The organism is Streptomyces sp. NPDC054813 (genome assembly GCF_053611365.1).
Map to the genome: position 1 here is coordinate 195,888 of NZ_JBSHAF010000020.1, position 17,306 is coordinate 213,193.

The following is a 17,306-nucleotide window of genomic DNA, read 5'->3' on the forward strand; positions in this document are numbered from 1 at the left end:
CACGTCAGATCACTCCGTTCGACTTGAGCAGGCGCAACTCTTCGTCGCCGAGACCGAGTTCGCCGATGTAGACCTCTGCGTTGTGCTCGCCCAGCAGCGGTGAACTGGTCACGTCCACGGGGGAGTCGGAGAGCTTGAGCGGGCTGCCGACGGTGACGAACTCACCGCGTTCGGGGTGCGGGACGGTGACCACCATCTCGTTGGCGACCAGCGACTCGTCCTCGATGATCTCCTTGGTGGAGAGGATCGGCCCGCACGGGATGTTGTGGGCGTTGAGCTGCTCCAGCACCTCCCACTTGGGGAGCGTCGAGGACCACTCCTCGATCAGCTGGAACATCTTGTTGAGCTTGGGCAGGCGGGCCTCCGGGGTCGCCCACTCCGGGTCCTCCGCCAGCTCCGGCCGGCCGATCAGCCGGGTGATCGGCTGCCAGCCGACGGGCTGCACGATGACGTACACGTAGTCGTTCGGGCCGCCCGGCGCGCACTGGACCGCCCAGCCGGGCTGACCGCCGCCGGAGGCGTTGCCGGAGCGGGGCACCTGGTCGCCGAAGTCCTCGTTGGGGTACTCGGCGAGCGGCCCGTGCACGAGGCGCTGCTGGTCGCGCAGCTTCACCCGGCAGAGGTTGAGCACGGCGTGCTGCATGGCGACGTTGACCCGCTGGCCGCGTCCGGTCCGCTCCCGCTGGAAGAGCGCCGCCAGTATCCCGGCCACGGTATGCACCCCCGTGCCCGAGTCACCGATCTGCGCGCCCGTCGCCAGTGGCGGCCCGTCCTCGAAGCCGGTGGTGGCCATCGAGCCGCCCATCGCCTGGGCGACGACCTCGTACGCCTTGAAGTCGGTGTACGGGCCGTCCCCGAACCCCTTGATGGACGCGTACACGATCCGGGGGTTGATCTCCTTGATGCGGTCCCAGGTGAACCCCATCCGGTCGACCGCGCCCGGCCCGAAGTTCTCCACCATCACGTCCGAGCGGCGTATCAGCTCGGTGAGGAGCTCCTTGCCGCGCTCGGTCTTGGTGTTGAGGGTGATGCTCCGCTTGTTGCAGTTGAGCATCGTGAAATAGAGGGAGTCGACGTCCGGGAGGTCACGCAGCTGCCCCCGCGTGATGTCACCGGTCGGCGCCTCCAGCTTGACGACGTCCGCGCCGAGCCAGGCGAGCAGCTGGGTGGCGGACGGCCCCGACTGGACGTGCGTCATGTCGAGGACGCGGATGCCTTCGAGTGCCTTGGTGGTCATCGGCGTTCACCTCACTTGTACATGGTCTGGTTCATGGTTCCGGGGGCGTACGCGTCCGGGTCGACCCAGACGTTGATCAGCGACGGCTTGCCCGACTCCCGGGCCCGGCGCAGGGCGGGGCCGATGTCGGCGGGGTCGCGGACCTCCTCGCCGTAACCGCCCAGCATCTGGGCGAACTTGTCGTAGTGGACGTCCCCGAGGGTGTTGCCGATCCGCTCGCGCTCCTTGCCGTACTTGGCGGCCTGGCCGTAACGGATCTGGTTCATCGAGGAGTTGTTGCCGACGATCCCGACGAAGGGGAGGTCGTAGCGGACCAGGGTCTCGAAGTCCCAGCCGGTGAGGGAGAACGCGCCGTCGCCGAAGAGGGCGACGACCTCCTTGTCGGGCCGCGCCTGCTTGGCGGCGAGCACGAAGGGGACGCCGACGCCGAGGGTGCCGAGCGGGCCCGGGTCCATCCAGTGGCCAGGGGACTTGGGCTGTACCACTTGCCCCGAGAAGGTGACGATGTCGCCGCCGTCGCCGATGTAGATCGAGTCTTCGGTGAGGAAGTCGTTGATCTCGCTGACCAGGCGGTACGGGTGGATGGGGGAGGCGTCCGAGCGCAGCTGCGGCAACCGCTTCTCGATCGCGGTCTGTTCGGCGGCCCGTAGCTCGTCGAGCCACTCCTTGCGCCGGGAAGCACCACCATTGACGCGGCCCGAGGCGGCCTCGGTCACGGACTTCAGGACCAGCCCCGCGTCGCCGACGATCCCGAGGTCGACGTCCCGGTTCTTGCCGACCGTGCGGTAGTCGAGGTCGATCTGGACGACGGTGGCGGCGGGGGAGAGGCGCTTGCCGTAGCCCATCCGGAAGTCGAAGGGCGTGCCGACGATCACGATGACGTCGGCGTTGGAGAACGCGTACCGCCGGGAGAGCTGGAAGTGGTGCGGGTCGCCGGGCGGCAGGGTGCCGCGTCCGGCGCCGTTCATGTACGCCGGGACGTTGAGGGTCCTGACCAGCTCGATGGCGGCCGCGGTGCCCCGGGTCGTCCAGACCTGGCTGCCCAGCAGGATGGCCGGCTTCTCCGCGTGCACGAGGAGGTCGGCGAGCTTCTCGATCGCCTCGGGGTCGCCGGCCGAGCGGGTGGAGGCCCGGTAGGCGCCGGACCGCGGGATGCGCGCCTTCTCCGCCGGGACCTTGGCGTCCAGGACGTCGCGCGGTATCTCCAGGAAGGAGGGGCCGGGGGCGCCGTGGTAGCACTCGCGGAACGCCATGGAGACCATGTCGGCGGCGCGGGCGGTGTCCGGGACGGTCGCCGCGAACTTGGTGATCGGCGCCATCATGTCGACGTGCGGAAGGTCCTGCAGGGACCCCATCTTGTGCTGGGTGAGCGCCCCCTGGCCGCCGATCAGCAGCATCGGGGACTCCGCGCGGAAGGCGTTGGCGACCCCGGTGACGGCGTCGGTCGTCCCCGGCCCCGCGGTGACGACCGCGCAGCCTGGCTTGCCGGTGATGCGTGCGTAGCCGTCGGCGGCGTGGGCGGCCACCTGCTCGTGGCGGACGTCGACGACTTCTATGCCCTCGTCTACGCAGCCGTCGTAGATGTCGATGATGTGGCCGCCGCAGAGGGTGTAGATGCGGTCGACCCCCTCGGCCTTCAGTGCCTTCGCAACGAGATGACCACCGGAAATCACGTCCTGGGTGTCGTCGGGCATGGCGAAGTCCTGTCCCTTCGTAGGGGGTGGGATACCGTCTTCGTACATTGCATACAGTCGACGAATACTGTATGAAGCTTGTTATCCCGCATCCGGTGGGTGGTGTCCAGGGGGCGTGCGGCACTTTTCAGTCATCGGAGTTCGGCCTCGCGATGACTTCTGGATGACTTCGCAGACAGGAGCCGGAATGGACCTGTACGAACACCAGGCAAGGGAACTCTTCGAGGAACACGGCATCGTGGTGCCGAGGGCCGAGGTCACCGACTCGCCCAAGGAGGCCCGCGAGATCGCCCGCCGACTCGGCGGCCGAGTCGTAGTGAAGGCGCAGGTCAAGACCGGTGGCCGGGGCAAGGCGGGCGGCGTCAAGCTCGCCGCCGACCCGGCCGCCGCGGAACTGACGGCCCGGCAGATCCTGGGCATGGACATCAAGGGGCACACGGTCGGCAAAGTGATGCTGGCCCAACCCGTGGAGATCGACAGCGAGTTCTACGTCTCGTACGCCCTGGACCGCGCGGCGGGCACCTTCCTCGCGATCGCCTCCGCCGAGGGCGGCATGGAGATCGAGGAGGTGGCCGCGACCCGTCCCGAGGCGGTGGCCCGGGTGCCCGTCGATCCCGCGGTCGGCGTCACCTCCGCCAAGGCCCAGGAGATCGCCGGCGCCGCCGGACTGCCGCCGCAGACGGTCGACGTCCTGGTACGGCTCTGGCAGGTGCTGGTCCGCGAGGACGCCCTGCTCGTCGAGGTGAACCCGCTCGTGCGCACCGAACAGGGCCGGATACTGGCGCTCGACGGCAAGGTCACCCTTGACGACAACGCCCGCTTCCGGCAGGCCCGTTGGGGCGCGGAGGAGAGCGGGCACCGGGACCCGCTGGAGGCGGTGGCCGCCGCCCGCGGCCTCAACTACGTCAAGCTGGACGGCGAGGTCGGCATCATCGGCAACGGCGCCGGCCTGGTGATGTCCACCCTGGACGTGGTGGCAGGCTGTGGCGCCCGGCCCGCCAACTTCCTCGACATCGGCGGCGGAGCCTCCGCCCAGATCATGGCCGACGGACTCTCGGTGATCCTCTCCGACCCGGCCGTGAAGTCGGTCTTCGTCAACGTCTTCGGCGGGATCACGGCGTGCGACGCGGTCGCCGACGGGATCGTGCAGGCCCTGGAGACCGTCCGCCTCGCCAAGCCGCTGGTGGTCCGACTCGACGGCAACAACGCGGCCCGCGGCCGGGCGATCCTCGACGGCCGCGCGCACCCCCTGGTCGAACAGGCCACCACCATGGACGGCGCCGCCCGCCGCGCGGCCCAACTCGCCACCACTGCCTGAGGAGACGGGACGACATGGCGATCTACCTCACCAAGGAGAGCAAGGTCCTCGTCCAGGGCATGACCGGCGGCGAGGGCATGAAGCACACCCGGCGGATGCTGGCCGCCGGGACGGACGTCGTCGGCGGCGTCAACCCGCGCAAGGCCGGTCAGAGCGTCGACTTCGACGAGCGTGCGGTCCCGGTCTTCGGCACGGTCGCCGAGGGCATGGCCGCGACCGGCGCCGACGTCACGGTCGTCTTCGTGCCGCCCGCCTTCGCCAGGGCGGCGGTGCTGGAAGCCGCCGACGCCGGCATCGGCCTCGCGGTCGTGATCACCGAGGCCATCCCGGTCCACGACTCCGTCGCCTTCACCTCGTACGCCCGTGGCAAGGGCACCCGGATCATCGGGCCCAACTGCCCCGGTCTGATCACCCCCGGCCAGTCCAACGCGGGCATCATCCCCGCCGACATCACCAAGCCGGGCCGGATCGGTCTCGTCTCCAAGTCGGGCACCCTGACCTACCAACTCATGTACGAGCTGAGGGACATCGGCTTCTCCACCTGTGTGGGCATCGGCGGTGACCCGGTCGTCGGCACGAACCACATCGACTGCCTGGCCGCCTTCCAGGACGATCCCGACACCGAACTCGTCGTGCTCATAGGGGAGATCGGCGGCGACGCGGAGGAACGGGCCGCAGCCTACATCCGGGACCACGTCACCAAGCCGGTCGTTGGCTACATCGCCGGGTTCACCGCGCCCGAGGGCCGGACCATGGGCCACGCGGGTGCCATCGTCTCCGGTTCGGCCGGCACCGCGCGGGCCAAGCAGGAGGCGCTGGAGGCGGTCGGGGTGCGGGTGGGGAGCACACCGACCGAGACCGCCCGGCTGGTCCTCGACCTGCTGGACGCCCGGCAGCCGGAAGGGAGCTGAGCCATGGCCCTCGGCGCTTCGATCCCTTTGGTCCAGAAGCCCGGCACCGGGTGGCGCGACGCCTGGGCGCGCTGTCTCGCTCTCGCCCCCGAGGCCTTTCGCGACGACCGTGTCCTCAACCTCTGGGCCGGCACCTGGCAGCCCGACGGCCGGCCGCTGCCCGCGACCAGCCCCGTCGACGGCAGCCCCATCGCCGGTGCCCCACGGCTCGACCGCGGCACCGCCCACCGGGCCGTCCGCGCCTGCCTCGACCAGCACCGGGCCTGGCGGCACGTCCCGCTGGACGAACGCCGGGCCAGGGTGGCCGCCACCCTGGACGCCCTGACCGAACACCGCGAACTGCTCGCCCTGCTCCTGGTCTGGGAGATCGGCAAGCCCTGGCGGCTGGCCCAGGCGGACGTGGACCGGGCGATCGACGGGGTGCGCTGGTACGTCGACGGCATCGAGCCGATGCTCGCGGGGCGCGCCCCGCTGGACGGGCCGGTGTCCAACATCGCCAGCTGGAACTACCCCATGAGCGTGCTCGTCCACGCGGTACTGGTCCAGGCCCTGGCGGGCAACGCGGTGGTGGCGAAGACCCCCACCGACGGCGGCGTCGCCTGTCTCACCCTGGCCTGCGCGCTGGCCGCCCGGGAGGGCCTGCCGGTGACGCTGCTGAGCGGCAGCGGGGGCGAGCTGTCCGAGGTGCTGGTGCGGGCGCCGGAGATCGGCTGCGTCTCCTTCGTCGGAGGCCGGGACACAGGCGCCGCGGTGGCCACGGCCGTCGCCGACCTCGGCAAGCGGCACGTACTCGAACAGGAGGGGCTCAACACCTGGGGCATCTGGAACTTCACCGGCTGGGAGGCGTTCACCGCCGTCGTCCCCAAGCTCTTCGACTACGGCAAACAGCGCTGCACCGCCTACCCGCGCTTCGTCGTCCAGCGCGAGCTGTTCGACGAGTTCCTCACCGCCTACCTCCCGGCGGTCCGGGGGCTGCGCGTGGGCCACCCTCTTGCGGTCCGCGACCCCGCCGACCCGCCGCCCGAGCTGGACTTCGGGCCGGTGATCAACGCGGCCAAGGCCAAGGACCTGACCGACCAGGTGTCCGAGGCCGTCGACCGCGGCGCCGTCCCACTGCACCGCGGGCGCCCGGCAGACGCGCGCTTCCTGCCCGGCCAGGACACCTCGTCGTACGTCCACCCGGTCACCCTCCTCAACCCGCCCCGGTCCTCCCCGCTCCACCACGCGGAACCGTTCGGTCCGGTCGACACGATCGTCCTGGTCGACACCGAGGCCGAACTGCTGGCCGCCATGAACGCGTCCAACGGCGCGTTGGTCGCCACGCTCTCCACCGACGACGAGGCCACCTTCGCGCGGCTGGCGCCGCAGATCCGTGCCTTCAAGGTCGGCCACGGCAAGCCACGCTCCCGCGGCGACCGGGACGAACTGTTCGGCGGCTTCGGCGCGTCCTGGCGGGGCGCCTTCGTCGGCGGCGAACTGCTGGTGCGCGCGGTGACCCAGGGGCCGGCGGGGGAGCGGCTGCCGGGGAACTTCCCGGAGTACCAGCTCATGCCGTGACGCACGCACGGGCCGCGGCACGGTGTCGTGCGGCGGCCCTGCTCTTTCCCTACGTCGGCGGGCCCGGACCGCCTGAGCCGGTAGCGGGTCGGGTACGCACGGTGAGGGGGCGCCGACCTGTGGATATGTCCACGGAAACGCAGGTGAAGGGCACTCCGAAAGCTTGGTATTGTTGTCCATGTCGCCGCGGGGAACGCCCCCGGTCAGGTGGCAGACACCTAGTCCGGGTGGCGGAATGGCAGACGCGCTAGCTTGAGGTGCTAGTGCCCTTTATCGGGCGTGGGGGTTCAAGTCCCCCCTCGGACACAACCACTGACGATACGCTGATGAGGGCCTCGACCTTACGGTCGCGGTCCTCTTTGCGTGTTCGTAGCTGATGGTGATGCCCAGGGCCTCGTAGAGAGGGCCTTTCTTGTCGGTGTCGGCCATGCGGATGCGCTGTGCAATGTCTCCAAGACTGTCAGTGATCTCTCGGATCTGCTGGGCGTCGAGTGGGGATTGCTTCTTCCGGGTGAGGGTGGGGAGTGCGTCGAGTTTCTTCTGCGCCGCCTCTTTGTCTTGCTGTGCTGCGTTGATCCACTGGGTGACGACGGCTGGGTCCGCTCCGGCTTCGAGGGCTGCCCGGTAGCGGGCGAGTCGTCGCTCGCAGTCCTTGATCGTCTGGCGTGCCTGGGCCTGCTCGGGTGTGTGGGTCTCTGCGGTGCTCGCCGCTGCGCTGGCGTGGGTGAGGGCGGTGAGGGTGGCAGTGAGCCGGTCGGGGGCGAAGGCCCGGGCGATCCACTGGTCCAGGGCACGGCACACCACGTCTTCGCGCAGGTTGACGGTGCGCGGGTGGGTGAGGTCGGGGTAGAGGGCTTGTTCCTGGTCTTTGAATTCGCAGCGGTAGTAGACGTGGTTGCGGATGGTGGCGGGCTGCATCTTGCGTCCGCACAGGGTGCAGCGGACCCGTCCGCGCAGGGCGTAGGGGCGTGCGCCTTGTTTTCCGGCTCGTTCCTGGCGTCCCTGGTTGCGGGCGCGCTGTCTGCGGAGGGTTTGGACGGTGTCGAAGCGGTTGGGGCTGATGATCGCTTCGTGGGCGGGTTCGTTGGAGCGGATCCATTCTTCGACCGGGTTGTGGGTCATGCTGGTGCGGTGGCCGAGGGTGACGTCGTCGACGTCGAGGAGGCGTTCTTCCTTGCGTTGCTTGTTCCAGATCTCGTAACCGGTGTAGCGGGGGTTGATGAGGATGGCGCGCACGGCGCCCTGCTGCCACGCGGTCTTCTTGCGGTGCGGGTTCCGGGCGGAGTCGTGGGCGGAGGGGCAGGGGATGCCGTCGCGGGTGAGCTGGGCGGCGATGGCTTTGTCGCTCATGCCGTCGATGTACAAGCGGAAGATCCGCTGCACGACGGGTGCGGCGGCGGGATCGGGTTCGAGTTTGTGGATGCGCTGGCCGACGGCGGCTTTGGAGGGATTGGGGTGGGGCCCGGCGTCAGCGATCCGGTAGCCGTAGGGAGGTCGTCCGCCGAGGTAGCGGCCCTGGAGCTGGGCCTGGGAGCTCATGGCGGTCCGTACCCGGATCTTGATGCGGTTGCGTTCGCCCTTGCTCATGCCGCCGAAGACGGACATGACGAGGTCGTGGGCTTCGTTGTCCGGGTCGATCGGGCCGCCGATCTCCGGGACCCACAGGGGGATGCGGAAGTGGACGAAGACGGGGAAGGTGTTGCCGAACTGGTTGCCGTAGAAGGTGCGCTGCGGCTCGCCGATCACGACGGCGTCGAATCCGCGGTTGGGGTTGCGCAGGGCCTTAAGGAGTTCGTTGGCTCGGGGGCGGCGCTGCCAGGGCAGCGAGCGGCTGTGTCCGACATCGAAGTATTCGGTGACGATGTTGCCGCCGGCGGGTTCGATCAGGGCTCGGGCGCGGGTGAGCTGCCAGTTTCTGGAGGCCTCGGGGTCTTGGAGGTCCTCGGTGGAGCAGCGTCCGGCGAAGGCGAAGCGGATCACGTGCGGTGGCACTCCCAGTGCGGGCGCGCGGCGTGGAGCGCGCTGCGGGTGTTATGTGTCGTTCTGTCGTACCTCGAATGGGGGAGAAGAGCCAGCGGCGGCCCGCGTCTCTCGGTCAGCCGCTGCGGGGCTCGGGCCGCTGCTGGCTCGAATCGGAGATCAGAGTGCGAAGGAGCTGCAGGAGGGCGGCAGCGACGGGCTCGGTCACGTCGGGTGGCTCCTCGGGGAGGGCAACCCGGGTCTGCCACGGGGTGCCCGGGCCTGTGTGCTGCTCGGATGGGGACTGCGGGTACGTGTAGTCGGGCATCGGCGCCCGAGAACCGGTTTGTCCTTGCATGTCCCCTATAGAGATGTCGCACGACAGATTTGCCGTCCTGTGGCGGCCAAGGGCTTGTTGGAGGCCAGCTTGGCGGCCGAGGACTGCGTCAACGGCGAGGCGTCGATGGAAGATCGGGTAGAACTGCGTGTTGCAGGAGGGGGCGTGGTGGAGTTCCACTTCAATGCATAGGCCACGCATCACCGTGGATCTGACGAATTAGCAAAACACCAGGCCAGGCGGGGCCGGCGTAGATTCGGGCCGACCCCGTTCGCGTGCCCATGGCTGGATTTCGGCTGGATGATCTGACGCACCGTCACCTAACTCGCCGGGCTCGTACGGTCCCAGCCCGCCGCCGATCATCCGCGGCTGCTGGTCATCGCGGAGCGTCGCCTTGAACTCATAGGGCACTCCCAGCGCGTCGCCCACGGCCGCGCCGAGAAGCATGCCGGCTGCCCGGTCGAGGGCATGCGTGTCCAATCGAGGTTGCGGGATGTGGGCGGAAGCCATCGGGACTCCGTAAGGTGCGGCGGCGCGCGGAGGGCGGGTCGGGCGGGCGGTGATGCGCGGCGGCGATGTGAGACGGAAGCGGCCAGGGCGGCACAGACATGAAGAAGTGCTGAAAAAGGAGTGATGATCAGCATATTGACGCCCTGTCGGCTCGGCACGGAATCCTGCTTATCGTCAATGAGACAATAGGGGGCTCCGGCAGGCGAGCGGCGCCGGCTCCAGAGGGGTCCGGTCCAGCCATCGCCTCGGGTCGGATGGGACGCGGTGACACAACGACTACCGGGCGGAGCAAGGATCGAAGCGGCCTTCGGTGCGCTGTTCCCACGCCCGTCGGCGATCGTCGATGTGCTCCACGCGACAGTCGGTTGGTCCACTGGGCGACCTCGACAGGGCTCACCGGGCCGATGTCACACTGCTACCTGACGGGGGCGAAGCGCTGATGGGTGCCGGTGAGTGCGTCGGCCAGGTCGAGGGCGAGGATGCGCCGTGCGCTGGTGTCAACGCCACTGTCGGCGACGGCAGCAAGGGTTTCGTAGTCGCCGCGATTCATGGGCGTGGCTCCTTTGGGATGCGAGGTAGTTGTCCTGGTGTGCTCGGCTGGTCGTTGGGGTCGCTCGCGAGGCGTGCGGCCGGGAAGACCGGCGGATCTACAGGAGGGTGGCGTGCCAGCCGGCGGCGACCGTGTCGTGGATGGCCTCGGCGCAGCCCAACAGTCGCCACGAGGTCGGTGACCAGGCGAAGACGGCGTCCTGGCCGAACCGCTGGCCCAGAGCCCTGGCCTGGGTGTCGTCCATACCGACGACGGCCGCGCTGATTTCGGCGTGGATACCGGCCACATCGCCTCCGACGGCCGGCCACCATCGCAGGCCTCGAAGACCGAGGTTCCGCAGCAATTCGTGTTGCGCCCGGAGGTTGGTCTGCACAGTGGTGTTGGGTCCACGGGGGTTGAAGGCAGTGACGATGTGGATCGTGTGCGCACTGTTGAGCGGGTACGGAAGGCCCGGTGCACCGCCCGAGGGATCCGGCGTGATGCGGATGCTGTGCGAGGGAAAGGCGATGTCCACGACCGCACGCCGATAGTTCGCCCACTGCGCGGGCTTGGGGGAACGAGAAACGGCAGGCACAGGAGTCTCCTTCGAAAGGGGACCCCCTTACCTGCCGGCAGGGAGATCTACGAGGCCGATGGTGCGGCACGATCGTGGCTACCAGGTGTCGAGTACCCGGCACTCGTGATCATGCCACACGCCTTGTTCGGATTCCAGAGGCTGCCAAGGGCCATGAGTCCACCTCATGGCCCGGATCCGTCGCCTCCCCCTCGGCCCCGGCGCCGTGGCTGAACCAGATGCTCTCCAGGCCCTCCATGACGCCGTGCAGCTTGTCCAGCGGGAACGTGATCCCGCGACCGAAGGCCTCAGTGGACGGGTTGTACTCGCGCACTTCCGCACACAACCCGGCCTCGGGGTACTCGTCGGAGAACCAGACCGTACTGACATGGATCTCCTTGTCGGCGGCAGCCTGTACCCGCGCATGCACCTCACGCTCGATCTCGCTCAACTCGTCTCCCTCCCGGTCCTTCCCCATACGTGGTCCTCAGGGTAATGAGGCATTGAAGTGCAGATACAGTGAGATTTCTTGACGGAACGACGATCCATGCCGGTCTGGCAGGAAGCGGAGACGACGGTGGGCGTGTATCCGATGGCGGACCCGGAGAAGTGCCCGAAGTGCGGGCGAAATCTGCGCGAGCGTCCGCGCCCCGAGCGGGTGGCTGTTCCGGACTTTCCGGGAGAGGCGACGTACGGAACCGATCCGGTATGTGGGGCACGCTGGCACGTGTGGGACAAGACCTCTCCGTTGCGGAGCAAGGCCCGGCCCTACGTGGCCGGAGAGAAGTGAAAGCTGTTGCGCGCCCGAGCGCTTCCCGACACGCCGGCCGATCAGCGGGTGCCCGGGACGAGTCCTGAGCACCCACCGTCACCACGGCGGAGTGCCTCTACGTAATCTGGACGGCGGCGACACGGTCGACTGGGATGCACTGCGCGGTGAGACGGGATGGCAGCTGCCGGTTGACTACCGCGACTTCGTAGCGGTGTACGGACTGGGTTCGATCAGCGACTTGATCGGCTTCCGTACGCCGCCTTTCGATGGCTGTCCGTACGGGGACCACCTGCTCTACGCCGCTCAGCGGCCGCCGGTGGACGGGACGTTGACCTGGGCGTCGAACGAAGCGGGTGACGACTTTCTGTGGCGGTGCGCCGGTGAGCCCGACGAGTGGCGAGTGGTTTTCCGGCCCAGAGACCGCCGTCGGGACCACGAGTACGACATGGGAATGGCAGAGTTCCTGCTCCGCCTGGTACGGGGAGAGATCCATCCGCCACTTGGCGCCGAACTGGAGCTGCCGGCCACGTTCGAATCGTGGCGTGAGGAAGAACAGCGTCTGCTCGACGAGGACGGCGATCTTGAAGGTTTCAGACGGTGGAGGCGGCGACCTTGATGCCGAGGACGGCGGGTTCGCCGTGCACTCTGCGGTAGCTTCACGACGGTGGGCGGGCGGCCAGGCTTCTTGGGTCGGCAGCTGTGGGCGTGGCGCTGCTTGATCAGGTCGCGGTGTCATCGCAGTAAGGTGTCGGGCTGGACCGGCAACCGGAGCCGACGCAGAACCTGGCGTGGCAGCGGCACCAGCAAAGTTGCGAGGAAGGCTCGGTCTTCCGAGGTGGACTTCACCCGGTCCTCCCCGAGCTGCCGCTTGAGGATCATGATCTGGTGGCGCAGGGCGAGAATCTCCGCGTCCTTGTCGCGGTCGCTCATCGGTAGCAGCCGCAGCGCGGCGAACGCGTTGGTGATGGTCAGGTAGGCGAGACGAAGCAACACGAGTACTCATCCTGCCTCGGCACCAAACAAGCCCCTGAGCTGCATGGATGACATTCTCAGCAGGCGCAATGGCCAACGCCCGCCCGCTGCACCCCTTTCCGACGCCGATCAGCGACCTCGAACAGATCACCCACCTCGACAGACCACGACGCCAACGACTTGGCGGCATCCCCGACGAGTACCAACATGCCGCCTGAACTGGGAGCATGAGGTCTTCGGCAAGGGTAGGGCCTCCGGCCAGGCAGTCCGTGCACTGACATACCGCTGGGGCTCATCGAAGGAAGAGAACGCGGAGCAGTTTGTCGCAGGCAAGGTTCTGCGCAGCAGGTACCGGCTGGACCGGATGCTGGGCAGAGGGGCGATGGGGCACGTCTGGCAGGGCACGGACGTGTATCTGGAGCGTCCAGTCGCGGTGAAGACCGTCGCCGCAGATCTTCTGGCCCTGCCCGACTGGCGCCGTACCGCCCTGGCGCGCTTCGAGAGGGAGGCCAAGGCTGCCGCTCGTCTCGACCACGCCAACATCACGACCGTGTACGACGCGGCCGTCACCGAGGACGTCTGCTGTCTGGTGATGCAGCTCGTCGACGGCACGACCCTCGACAACGTCATCGACGGCGCCGACGACGGGCTCCTGCCCGTGACCGCCGCGGTCTCGGCAGCCGCGCAGCTGTGTTCGGGTCTGTCCGCCGCACATGCGGCCGGCCTCGTGCACCGCGACCTCAAGCCGCAGAACGTCATGGTAAGCACCAGTGGGCTGGTGAAGATCCTCGACTTCGGTCTTGTGAAGGTCCTCTCGGACACCGACCCGCGACTCACCATGAGGGGCGAAACGCTCGGCAACGTGTCCTATGCTTCGCCCGAACTCCTGGCCGGCGAAAAGCCGCTGGACGGCCGCAGCGACCTGTACGCGGTGGGGTGCCTCTTGCACCACATGCTCACCGGACACCCTCCCTTCCACGGTGAGGGCCCCGCCGAACTCGTGACCCGGCACCTCACCGCGTCTCCGCCGCGGCTGGCCGACCGCGGCGTCGATGCCCCGGCCGCTCTGCAGGACCTGCTGCACGCACTGCTCGCCAAGCGCCCCGAGGACCGTCCCAGCCGGGCGACGGACGTGTACGCGGCCCTCGCCCCATACCTGCCGGACCCCGAACCGGCCCTTGCGACCCGCAGGGTGCCGCCGGAGGATCCTCGGCGGCCGTTCCTCGTGCCTCAGGGGCCGGTCATGCCGCGCTGACCGAAACGAACCGCGGCACGGTCCCAGAGGCCGGTCACGCCGCGACCGGCGGCCGGACCCGGATCAGTTCCTCCAGGAACGGGCTCGGCTCCCCGTGCCAGAAGACGTCGAGGCTGTCGCGGGCAGGCGCGCGTGGCCGCCACGAAGAGCAGGGACCGGGCGCGCTGCATCTCCGTCCGGTAGCGCGCCGGGTCCGTGGTCCGTCGCTGCTGGACGCTCGCACGTGGCGAGCGCGCGGATCGACGCCATGCCACACGGTACCGAGCGCACCGCGGCCGAAGCCTGGCTGACCTGGGCGACGAACCACATACGATCACTCGATCCGCTCACCCGACCGCTTCGCATGCCCGAGGTACCCAAGCCCGGACCCAGCGACCTGGAGCCCTTCCTGCACGGCTGGAGTCCGTACGGCCCCTACCGCAGGTGAGCGCTGGCCGCGCCACTGGACGTCGACCTCGTCCGTGGACGGCGGCTCCGTCCCCGGCCCGGCCGCTGCGCCACAGCCACGCTCACCGTCGTGCTCGTCGAGTCCTTCGCCATCTGCCGGTCTCCTCTGCCTGGGCCCTGTCCAGGTCCCCTTCGCCCCTGATCCAGCGGAACGGTGCTGGCGCACGAAATGAGGCGGGTGCGCCGGAGAAGGTGCCGCACCCGTCGTCTTGATACCGCTGCCGCCCTTCCCCAAGCTCCGGGCTCTCCCCTGCTCGGAGTACTACGGCGGCACCGCCCCACCCGGCCCGTTCAGCGGTCGATGTACCTATCCCCGCCACCGTCCCGACAGTCCACCATCGGGGAGTTGAGGCCGGACGGTTCCGTGTTCGGTCACGTCCACTGACGTGGTGTAGAGCTGAGGATGTGAGGGCCGCCGGAGGAAGACGGCGGCGCTGTCTGCACGACGGGGGAGCCGATGATGGGTACCTGGAGCAGGCCGTTGATACCGCCCAGGGTTTCCAGGCTGGTCGGCGGCCACCAGATCCGCTCATGTTGCTGCTGCCACAAAGGCAGCAGTACATGTGCGAGATCCTCGGAGTGCTCAACGTTGATGTCCATGTCTGGGCAGTCCACACCGAAGATCTCGAATACCGCGTTCAGCAGCCGGAACCGCGACACGTACGCCGGCGCGGTCAATGCGAGCTGACCGTCGATATGGACCTCCATGCTGTGGGGGCGGCGGTGCTGGAACTCGCCCAGCTGGATCCCGAGGTCGTGGTTGGTCACCGGCGCGGAGCCTACGCGCACGAAGGCCTTGCGCGGCGGATTGCCGGTCTTGTGGAACTCGCGGCGATGGGCACTGGGGAACGGAGACTTCCCGTTGACCTGGGTCAGTACAGCCGCCGTCTTGAACGCCCAGCGGGCCAGGACCAGCTGCGCCTGGCCGGCGAGTACAACCTGGGTGGTCTCCGTGGCGGCGAACATGGCCTGCAGCAGCGGCTTCGCGTCGGTCTCCATGCCGCTCATCCACTCGTTGTTGCAGTGGTAGCAGACGATCTTGATCTTCTTGCTGAAGGGGCCGCCGGACTGAAGCCGTGAGACTCCGTCGGTGCCGATGAACTCGCGTGTGCCCTCGCCGTGCAGGCCTGCCCTGCGTAGTCAGTCCGGGAAGACGTGCTCGTACGTCAGGGGCCGCACGACGCCGCAGAAGAGGGAGCGGCGGCGTTCTTTCGAGTCATTACCTTATCGAGCCTCATGGTGGCGGGCCGGCGCTCTCCGGCGGGGCGGCCGCTAAGGGCACCCGCCGGAGGTAGGAAACCCGACCATAGCCAAAACTGGGCTGAATCGCCCGGGCTTTCTGCGTTGGGTGCGGCAAAAGCCGCACCCAACCGTAATGCTCATCAGGTTGCTCCAGCGCCTGGAGGATTCGCCCGATCAGCCTGAAGTGGCCTGGGTGAATGCGGCGGCACGGTCCAGCGAGTAGCTGCTCTGAGCAGCATCCAGGCCGGACCGAGCATGTTGCAGTACGTCCTGGTCGAGCGTCCGACCTGCTGCGGCCCGCAGACCGGCCCGTAGACCTGCATCGGCAAGTTAGTACGGGTCAGCGAGTCCAGCCCGCTCAGCGAGGATGTACAGGGCCCCTCCGATCCGCAGTCCAGTTGAGCATGCCAGCGCCAGCGCCGACGTGCTATCCAAGTCTTCGTGCATGATCGGGGCCAACCTCGCAGAAGTAGTGGATCAGGGCGGCCCCACCGTACTGCCACCATGAACCCGCACCCTGGCGTGACTACGGCCAAAGGAAACGGTGTCTTATTTGGATACTTTGTAGTATTCAGGGGAGGCGAGATCGAGTTTGAACACCATGCCGTACTGCTTGCGGATGGCGGCCGCCGTCTCGGCGTCCGGCTCCCGCACACATCGGGTCAGCGGTGGATCGTCGGTTGGGCACTTGTCGGGTTCCTTGACCATCAGGTCCGGCCGGCGGTCACGTAGGGGGTCCCAGGACAGAGTGTGATCAGGAAGGGACAGCTCGGGTACTTCCCCATGGCCGCCGTGACCGCGGTAGTACTCGACGAACTGCCCGTAGGTGTCATGGGTGAACGGGATGTTGGACCCGGTCCGGTCGCCGGCGGTGAGTACGCCGTCGAGGACGGGGACGATTCGTTTCTGGTCGGCTCCGTAGTACGCGGTGACCCACATCGAACAGCGGATCTTGTACTGGTCGTCGCCGTTCGAGTCGAACCACTGTTTCCCTTTTCCTCCCACACACATGTCGCGTACGACGACCATGGCGAGGGTGAGGGGGGTGTGGTCGTCGTACGCGCGGACCACGTCCCGTAGGCGACTCTCCGTCTTCTGCCGAGCCTGTACCGCCTCGGTGCTGCCCGCGAGTTTGCGGACTTCTTTCAGGCTCGCGGCGCGGCCCTGGGACGAGCAGGCGGAGAGGGCTAAGACGACGACGGTGGCGACCGCGCCCCACACGGTCTTGTGAGCTCTTGTCATGCTCTCCCCTTTTTTGTATCCGTGGCCACGCTGAGCGCTCGCTGTAACTGTCCGGCAGGACGGACGGGCCGTGCATGAGTATCCGTACCTACATACGATCGTTCCGGGGCAGCCGTGCTTACGGGCGGCCCCGGAACGAATGACCGACCGGACTACAGGCCCATGCCTGCCATGGTGCGCTCAAGCGAGTTGGCGTACAGGCGTGCTCCACCGACCTTGGGGTGGAACGACTGGGCGGACAATCCGTACTTGTTCAGGAGTGACCAGTCCAGGGCTGGGTTGTCCGAGGTGGTGAGGGTCTTGACGATGCCATGGACCTGTTCGGGGTTTCCGCACACCCCCTTGCCTGCGAAGTCGTTCGTCGGGTTCGAGAACCATGCCAGAACGCCCTGTTTGTTCACGTCATCGACGGCGCCCTGCATTGCCGCAGCCAGGGTGCCAGCGGTGTCGTTGAGCCAGTTCGCGGAGTCCGCTGAGAGTCCGAGCTGGGCGGTGCCGATGCCGACCCTCAAGCAGGACCCGCTGTCGGAGATGAGAGGCGGGTAGCCCATGAGGACGATCTTCGCGGACGGCGCCTTGCTATGGATTGTCATCAATGTCTTGACGATGTCCGGGCGGACGAGCTCGTTGATGATGCCCGGGACGGGAGTGTCTTTTTTTCTTGGCTCTTCCAAGATTTTCGTAGGCGTTGATCGCTGCGACAGGGGTGTTAGCTGAGCAGGATGAGCTGGCGGAGGAGGCGGTGTCCGG

Annotated in this window: 16 protein-coding genes, 1 tRNA gene and 3 pseudogenes; 9 read left to right on the plus strand and 11 right to left on the minus strand. The window is 68.0% G+C overall.

Annotation, left to right across the window (positions count from 1 at the left end):
• Window positions 1-4 precede the first annotated feature (4 nt).
• Together frc and ACWGJB_RS34325 are read right to left on the minus strand one after the other, a co-directional pair.
• Window positions 5-1,237, minus strand: a complete 1,233-nt coding sequence (frc, locus tag ACWGJB_RS34320) for a formyl-CoA transferase (RefSeq protein WP_453383945.1) — start codon at window positions 1,235-1,237, stop codon at window positions 5-7.
• A gap of 11 nt (window positions 1,238-1,248) precedes the next feature.
• On the minus strand, window positions 1,249-2,931 hold the full coding sequence (locus ACWGJB_RS34325) for a thiamine pyrophosphate-binding protein (RefSeq protein ID WP_453383946.1): 1,683 nt from the start codon (window positions 2,929-2,931) through the stop codon (window positions 1,249-1,251).
• A gap of 187 nt (window positions 2,932-3,118) precedes the next feature.
• On the opposite strand from ACWGJB_RS34325, the gene sucC reads away from it, so the two are divergent.
• The 4 genes from sucC to ACWGJB_RS34345 all read left to right on the plus strand — a co-directional run bounded on the left by sucC (window position 3,119) and on the right by ACWGJB_RS34345 (window position 7,023).
• On the plus strand, window positions 3,119-4,249 hold the full coding sequence (sucC, locus tag ACWGJB_RS34330) for an ADP-forming succinate--CoA ligase subunit beta (protein WP_453383947.1): 1,131 nt from the start codon (window positions 3,119-3,121) through the stop codon (window positions 4,247-4,249).
• A 14-nt stretch (window positions 4,250-4,263) separates the two neighbouring features.
• The gene (sucD, locus tag ACWGJB_RS34335) at window positions 4,264-5,160 is read left to right on the plus strand and encodes a succinate--CoA ligase subunit alpha (protein WP_453383948.1); all 897 of its coding nucleotides are present in this window, start codon (window positions 4,264-4,266) and stop codon (window positions 5,158-5,160) included.
• A 3-nt stretch (window positions 5,161-5,163) separates the two neighbouring features.
• The gene (locus ACWGJB_RS34340; RefSeq protein WP_453383949.1) at window positions 5,164-6,717 is read left to right on the plus strand and encodes an aldehyde dehydrogenase family protein; all 1,554 of its coding nucleotides are present in this window, start codon (window positions 5,164-5,166) and stop codon (window positions 6,715-6,717) included.
• A gap of 221 nt (window positions 6,718-6,938) precedes the next feature.
• Window positions 6,939-7,023 (plus strand) — tRNA-Leu (locus ACWGJB_RS34345).
• Here ACWGJB_RS34345 and ACWGJB_RS34350 read toward each other — a convergent pair.
• The 4 genes from ACWGJB_RS34350 to ACWGJB_RS34365 all read right to left on the minus strand — a co-directional run bounded on the left by ACWGJB_RS34350 (window position 6,988) and on the right by ACWGJB_RS34365 (window position 11,077).
• Window positions 6,988-8,697 carry a recombinase family protein gene (locus ACWGJB_RS34350; protein WP_453383950.1) on the minus strand — a complete coding sequence of 570 codons (1,710 nt, stop codon included), beginning with the start codon at window positions 8,695-8,697 and terminating at the stop codon, window positions 6,988-6,990. The two genes, ACWGJB_RS34345 and ACWGJB_RS34350, sit on opposite strands and share 36 nt — an antisense overlap.
• Before the next feature lie 1,241 nt (window positions 8,698-9,938).
• Entirely contained in the window at window positions 9,939-10,073 is a 135-nt protein-coding gene (locus ACWGJB_RS34355; protein WP_453383951.1) for a hypothetical protein, read from the minus strand.
• A gap of 97 nt (window positions 10,074-10,170) precedes the next feature.
• Window positions 10,171-10,647, minus strand: a complete 477-nt coding sequence (locus ACWGJB_RS34360) for a DUF3293 domain-containing protein (RefSeq protein WP_453383952.1) — start codon at window positions 10,645-10,647, stop codon at window positions 10,171-10,173.
• 109 nt (window positions 10,648-10,756) lie between these two features.
• Window positions 10,757-11,077, minus strand: coding sequence for a hypothetical protein (locus ACWGJB_RS34365; protein WP_453383953.1), 321 nt, complete (start codon window positions 11,075-11,077; stop codon window positions 10,757-10,759).
• Between the two features lie 96 nt (window positions 11,078-11,173).
• On the opposite strand from ACWGJB_RS34365, the gene ACWGJB_RS34370 reads away from it, so the two are divergent.
• On the plus strand, window positions 11,174-11,416 hold the full coding sequence (locus ACWGJB_RS34370) for a hypothetical protein (protein ID WP_453383954.1): 243 nt from the start codon (window positions 11,174-11,176) through the stop codon (window positions 11,414-11,416).
• 91 nt (window positions 11,417-11,507) lie between these two features.
• A complete protein-coding gene (locus ACWGJB_RS34375) occupies window positions 11,508-12,014 on the plus strand; it encodes a hypothetical protein (RefSeq protein WP_453383955.1) in 507 nt (168 codons plus the stop codon).
• Here the strand turns inward: ACWGJB_RS34375 and ACWGJB_RS34380 are convergent.
• A pseudogene (locus ACWGJB_RS34380) lies at window positions 11,992-12,391 on the minus strand (integrase); the annotation flags it as partial. The gene ACWGJB_RS34375 and the pseudogene ACWGJB_RS34380 overlap by 23 nt on opposite strands.
• Window positions 12,392-12,438: 47 nt before the next feature.
• Here ACWGJB_RS34380 and ACWGJB_RS34385 point away from each other — a divergent pair.
• Window positions 12,439-12,588 (plus strand): hypothetical protein, encoded by a 150-nt coding sequence (locus ACWGJB_RS34385; protein WP_453383968.1) that lies wholly within the window; start codon window positions 12,439-12,441, stop codon window positions 12,586-12,588.
• A 137-nt stretch (window positions 12,589-12,725) separates the two neighbouring features.
• Complete coding sequence (locus ACWGJB_RS34390) at window positions 12,726-13,625, plus strand: serine/threonine-protein kinase (protein WP_453383967.1); 900 nt, start codon at window positions 12,726-12,728, stop codon at window positions 13,623-13,625.
• A 34-nt stretch (window positions 13,626-13,659) separates the two neighbouring features.
• Here ACWGJB_RS34390 and ACWGJB_RS34395 read toward each other — a convergent pair.
• A pseudogene (locus tag ACWGJB_RS34395) lies at window positions 13,660-13,852 on the minus strand (3'-5' exonuclease); the annotation flags it as partial.
• A gap of 20 nt (window positions 13,853-13,872) precedes the next feature.
• On the opposite strand from ACWGJB_RS34395, the gene ACWGJB_RS34400 reads away from it, so the two are divergent.
• A complete protein-coding gene (locus tag ACWGJB_RS34400; RefSeq protein WP_453383956.1) occupies window positions 13,873-14,052 on the plus strand; it encodes a hypothetical protein in 180 nt (59 codons plus the stop codon).
• A 392-nt stretch (window positions 14,053-14,444) separates the two neighbouring features.
• On the opposite strand, the gene ACWGJB_RS34405 is transcribed toward ACWGJB_RS34400, so the two are convergent.
• The 3 genes and pseudogenes from ACWGJB_RS34405 to ACWGJB_RS34415 form a co-directional block, all read right to left on the minus strand.
• The gene (locus ACWGJB_RS34405; protein WP_453383957.1) at window positions 14,445-15,080 is read right to left on the minus strand and encodes a hypothetical protein; all 636 of its coding nucleotides are present in this window, start codon (window positions 15,078-15,080) and stop codon (window positions 14,445-14,447) included.
• A 783-nt stretch (window positions 15,081-15,863) separates the two neighbouring features.
• A complete protein-coding gene (locus ACWGJB_RS34410) occupies window positions 15,864-16,556 on the minus strand; it encodes a hypothetical protein (RefSeq protein WP_453383958.1) in 693 nt (230 codons plus the stop codon).
• Window positions 16,557-16,708: 152 nt separating this feature from the next.
• A pseudogene (locus ACWGJB_RS34415) lies at window positions 16,709-17,306 on the minus strand (hypothetical protein); the annotation flags it as partial.

What these genes read in the sequence shown, in the direction of transcription:
- sucC (WP_453383947.1), top strand. Translation starts at nt 3,119, where the DNA reads ATGGACCTGTACGAACACCAGGCAAGGGAACTCTTCGAGGAACACGGC.
- ACWGJB_RS34340 (WP_453383949.1), top strand. Translation starts at nt 5,164, where the DNA reads ATGGCCCTCGGCGCTTCGATCCCTTTGGTCCAGAAGCCCGGCACCGGG.
- ACWGJB_RS34400 (WP_453383956.1), top strand. Translation starts at nt 13,873, where the DNA reads ATGCCACACGGTACCGAGCGCACCGCGGCCGAAGCCTGGCTGACCTGG.
- ACWGJB_RS34385 (WP_453383968.1), top strand. Translation starts at nt 12,439, where the DNA reads ATGACATTCTCAGCAGGCGCAATGGCCAACGCCCGCCCGCTGCACCCC.
- ACWGJB_RS34370 (WP_453383954.1), top strand. Translation starts at nt 11,174, where the DNA reads ATGCCGGTCTGGCAGGAAGCGGAGACGACGGTGGGCGTGTATCCGATG.
- ACWGJB_RS34405 (WP_453383957.1), bottom strand. Translation starts at nt 15,080, where the DNA reads ATGAGCGGCATGGAGACCGACGCGAAGCCGCTGCTGCAGGCCATGTTC.
- frc (WP_453383945.1), bottom strand. Translation starts at nt 1,237, where the DNA reads ATGACCACCAAGGCACTCGAAGGCATCCGCGTCCTCGACATGACGCAC.
- ACWGJB_RS34355 (WP_453383951.1), bottom strand. Translation starts at nt 10,073, where the DNA reads ATGAATCGCGGCGACTACGAAACCCTTGCTGCCGTCGCCGACAGTGGC.
- sucD (WP_453383948.1), top strand. Translation starts at nt 4,264, where the DNA reads ATGGCGATCTACCTCACCAAGGAGAGCAAGGTCCTCGTCCAGGGCATG.
- ACWGJB_RS34410 (WP_453383958.1), bottom strand. Translation starts at nt 16,556, where the DNA reads ATGACAAGAGCTCACAAGACCGTGTGGGGCGCGGTCGCCACCGTCGTC.
- ACWGJB_RS34325 (WP_453383946.1), bottom strand. Translation starts at nt 2,931, where the DNA reads ATGCCCGACGACACCCAGGACGTGATTTCCGGTGGTCATCTCGTTGCG.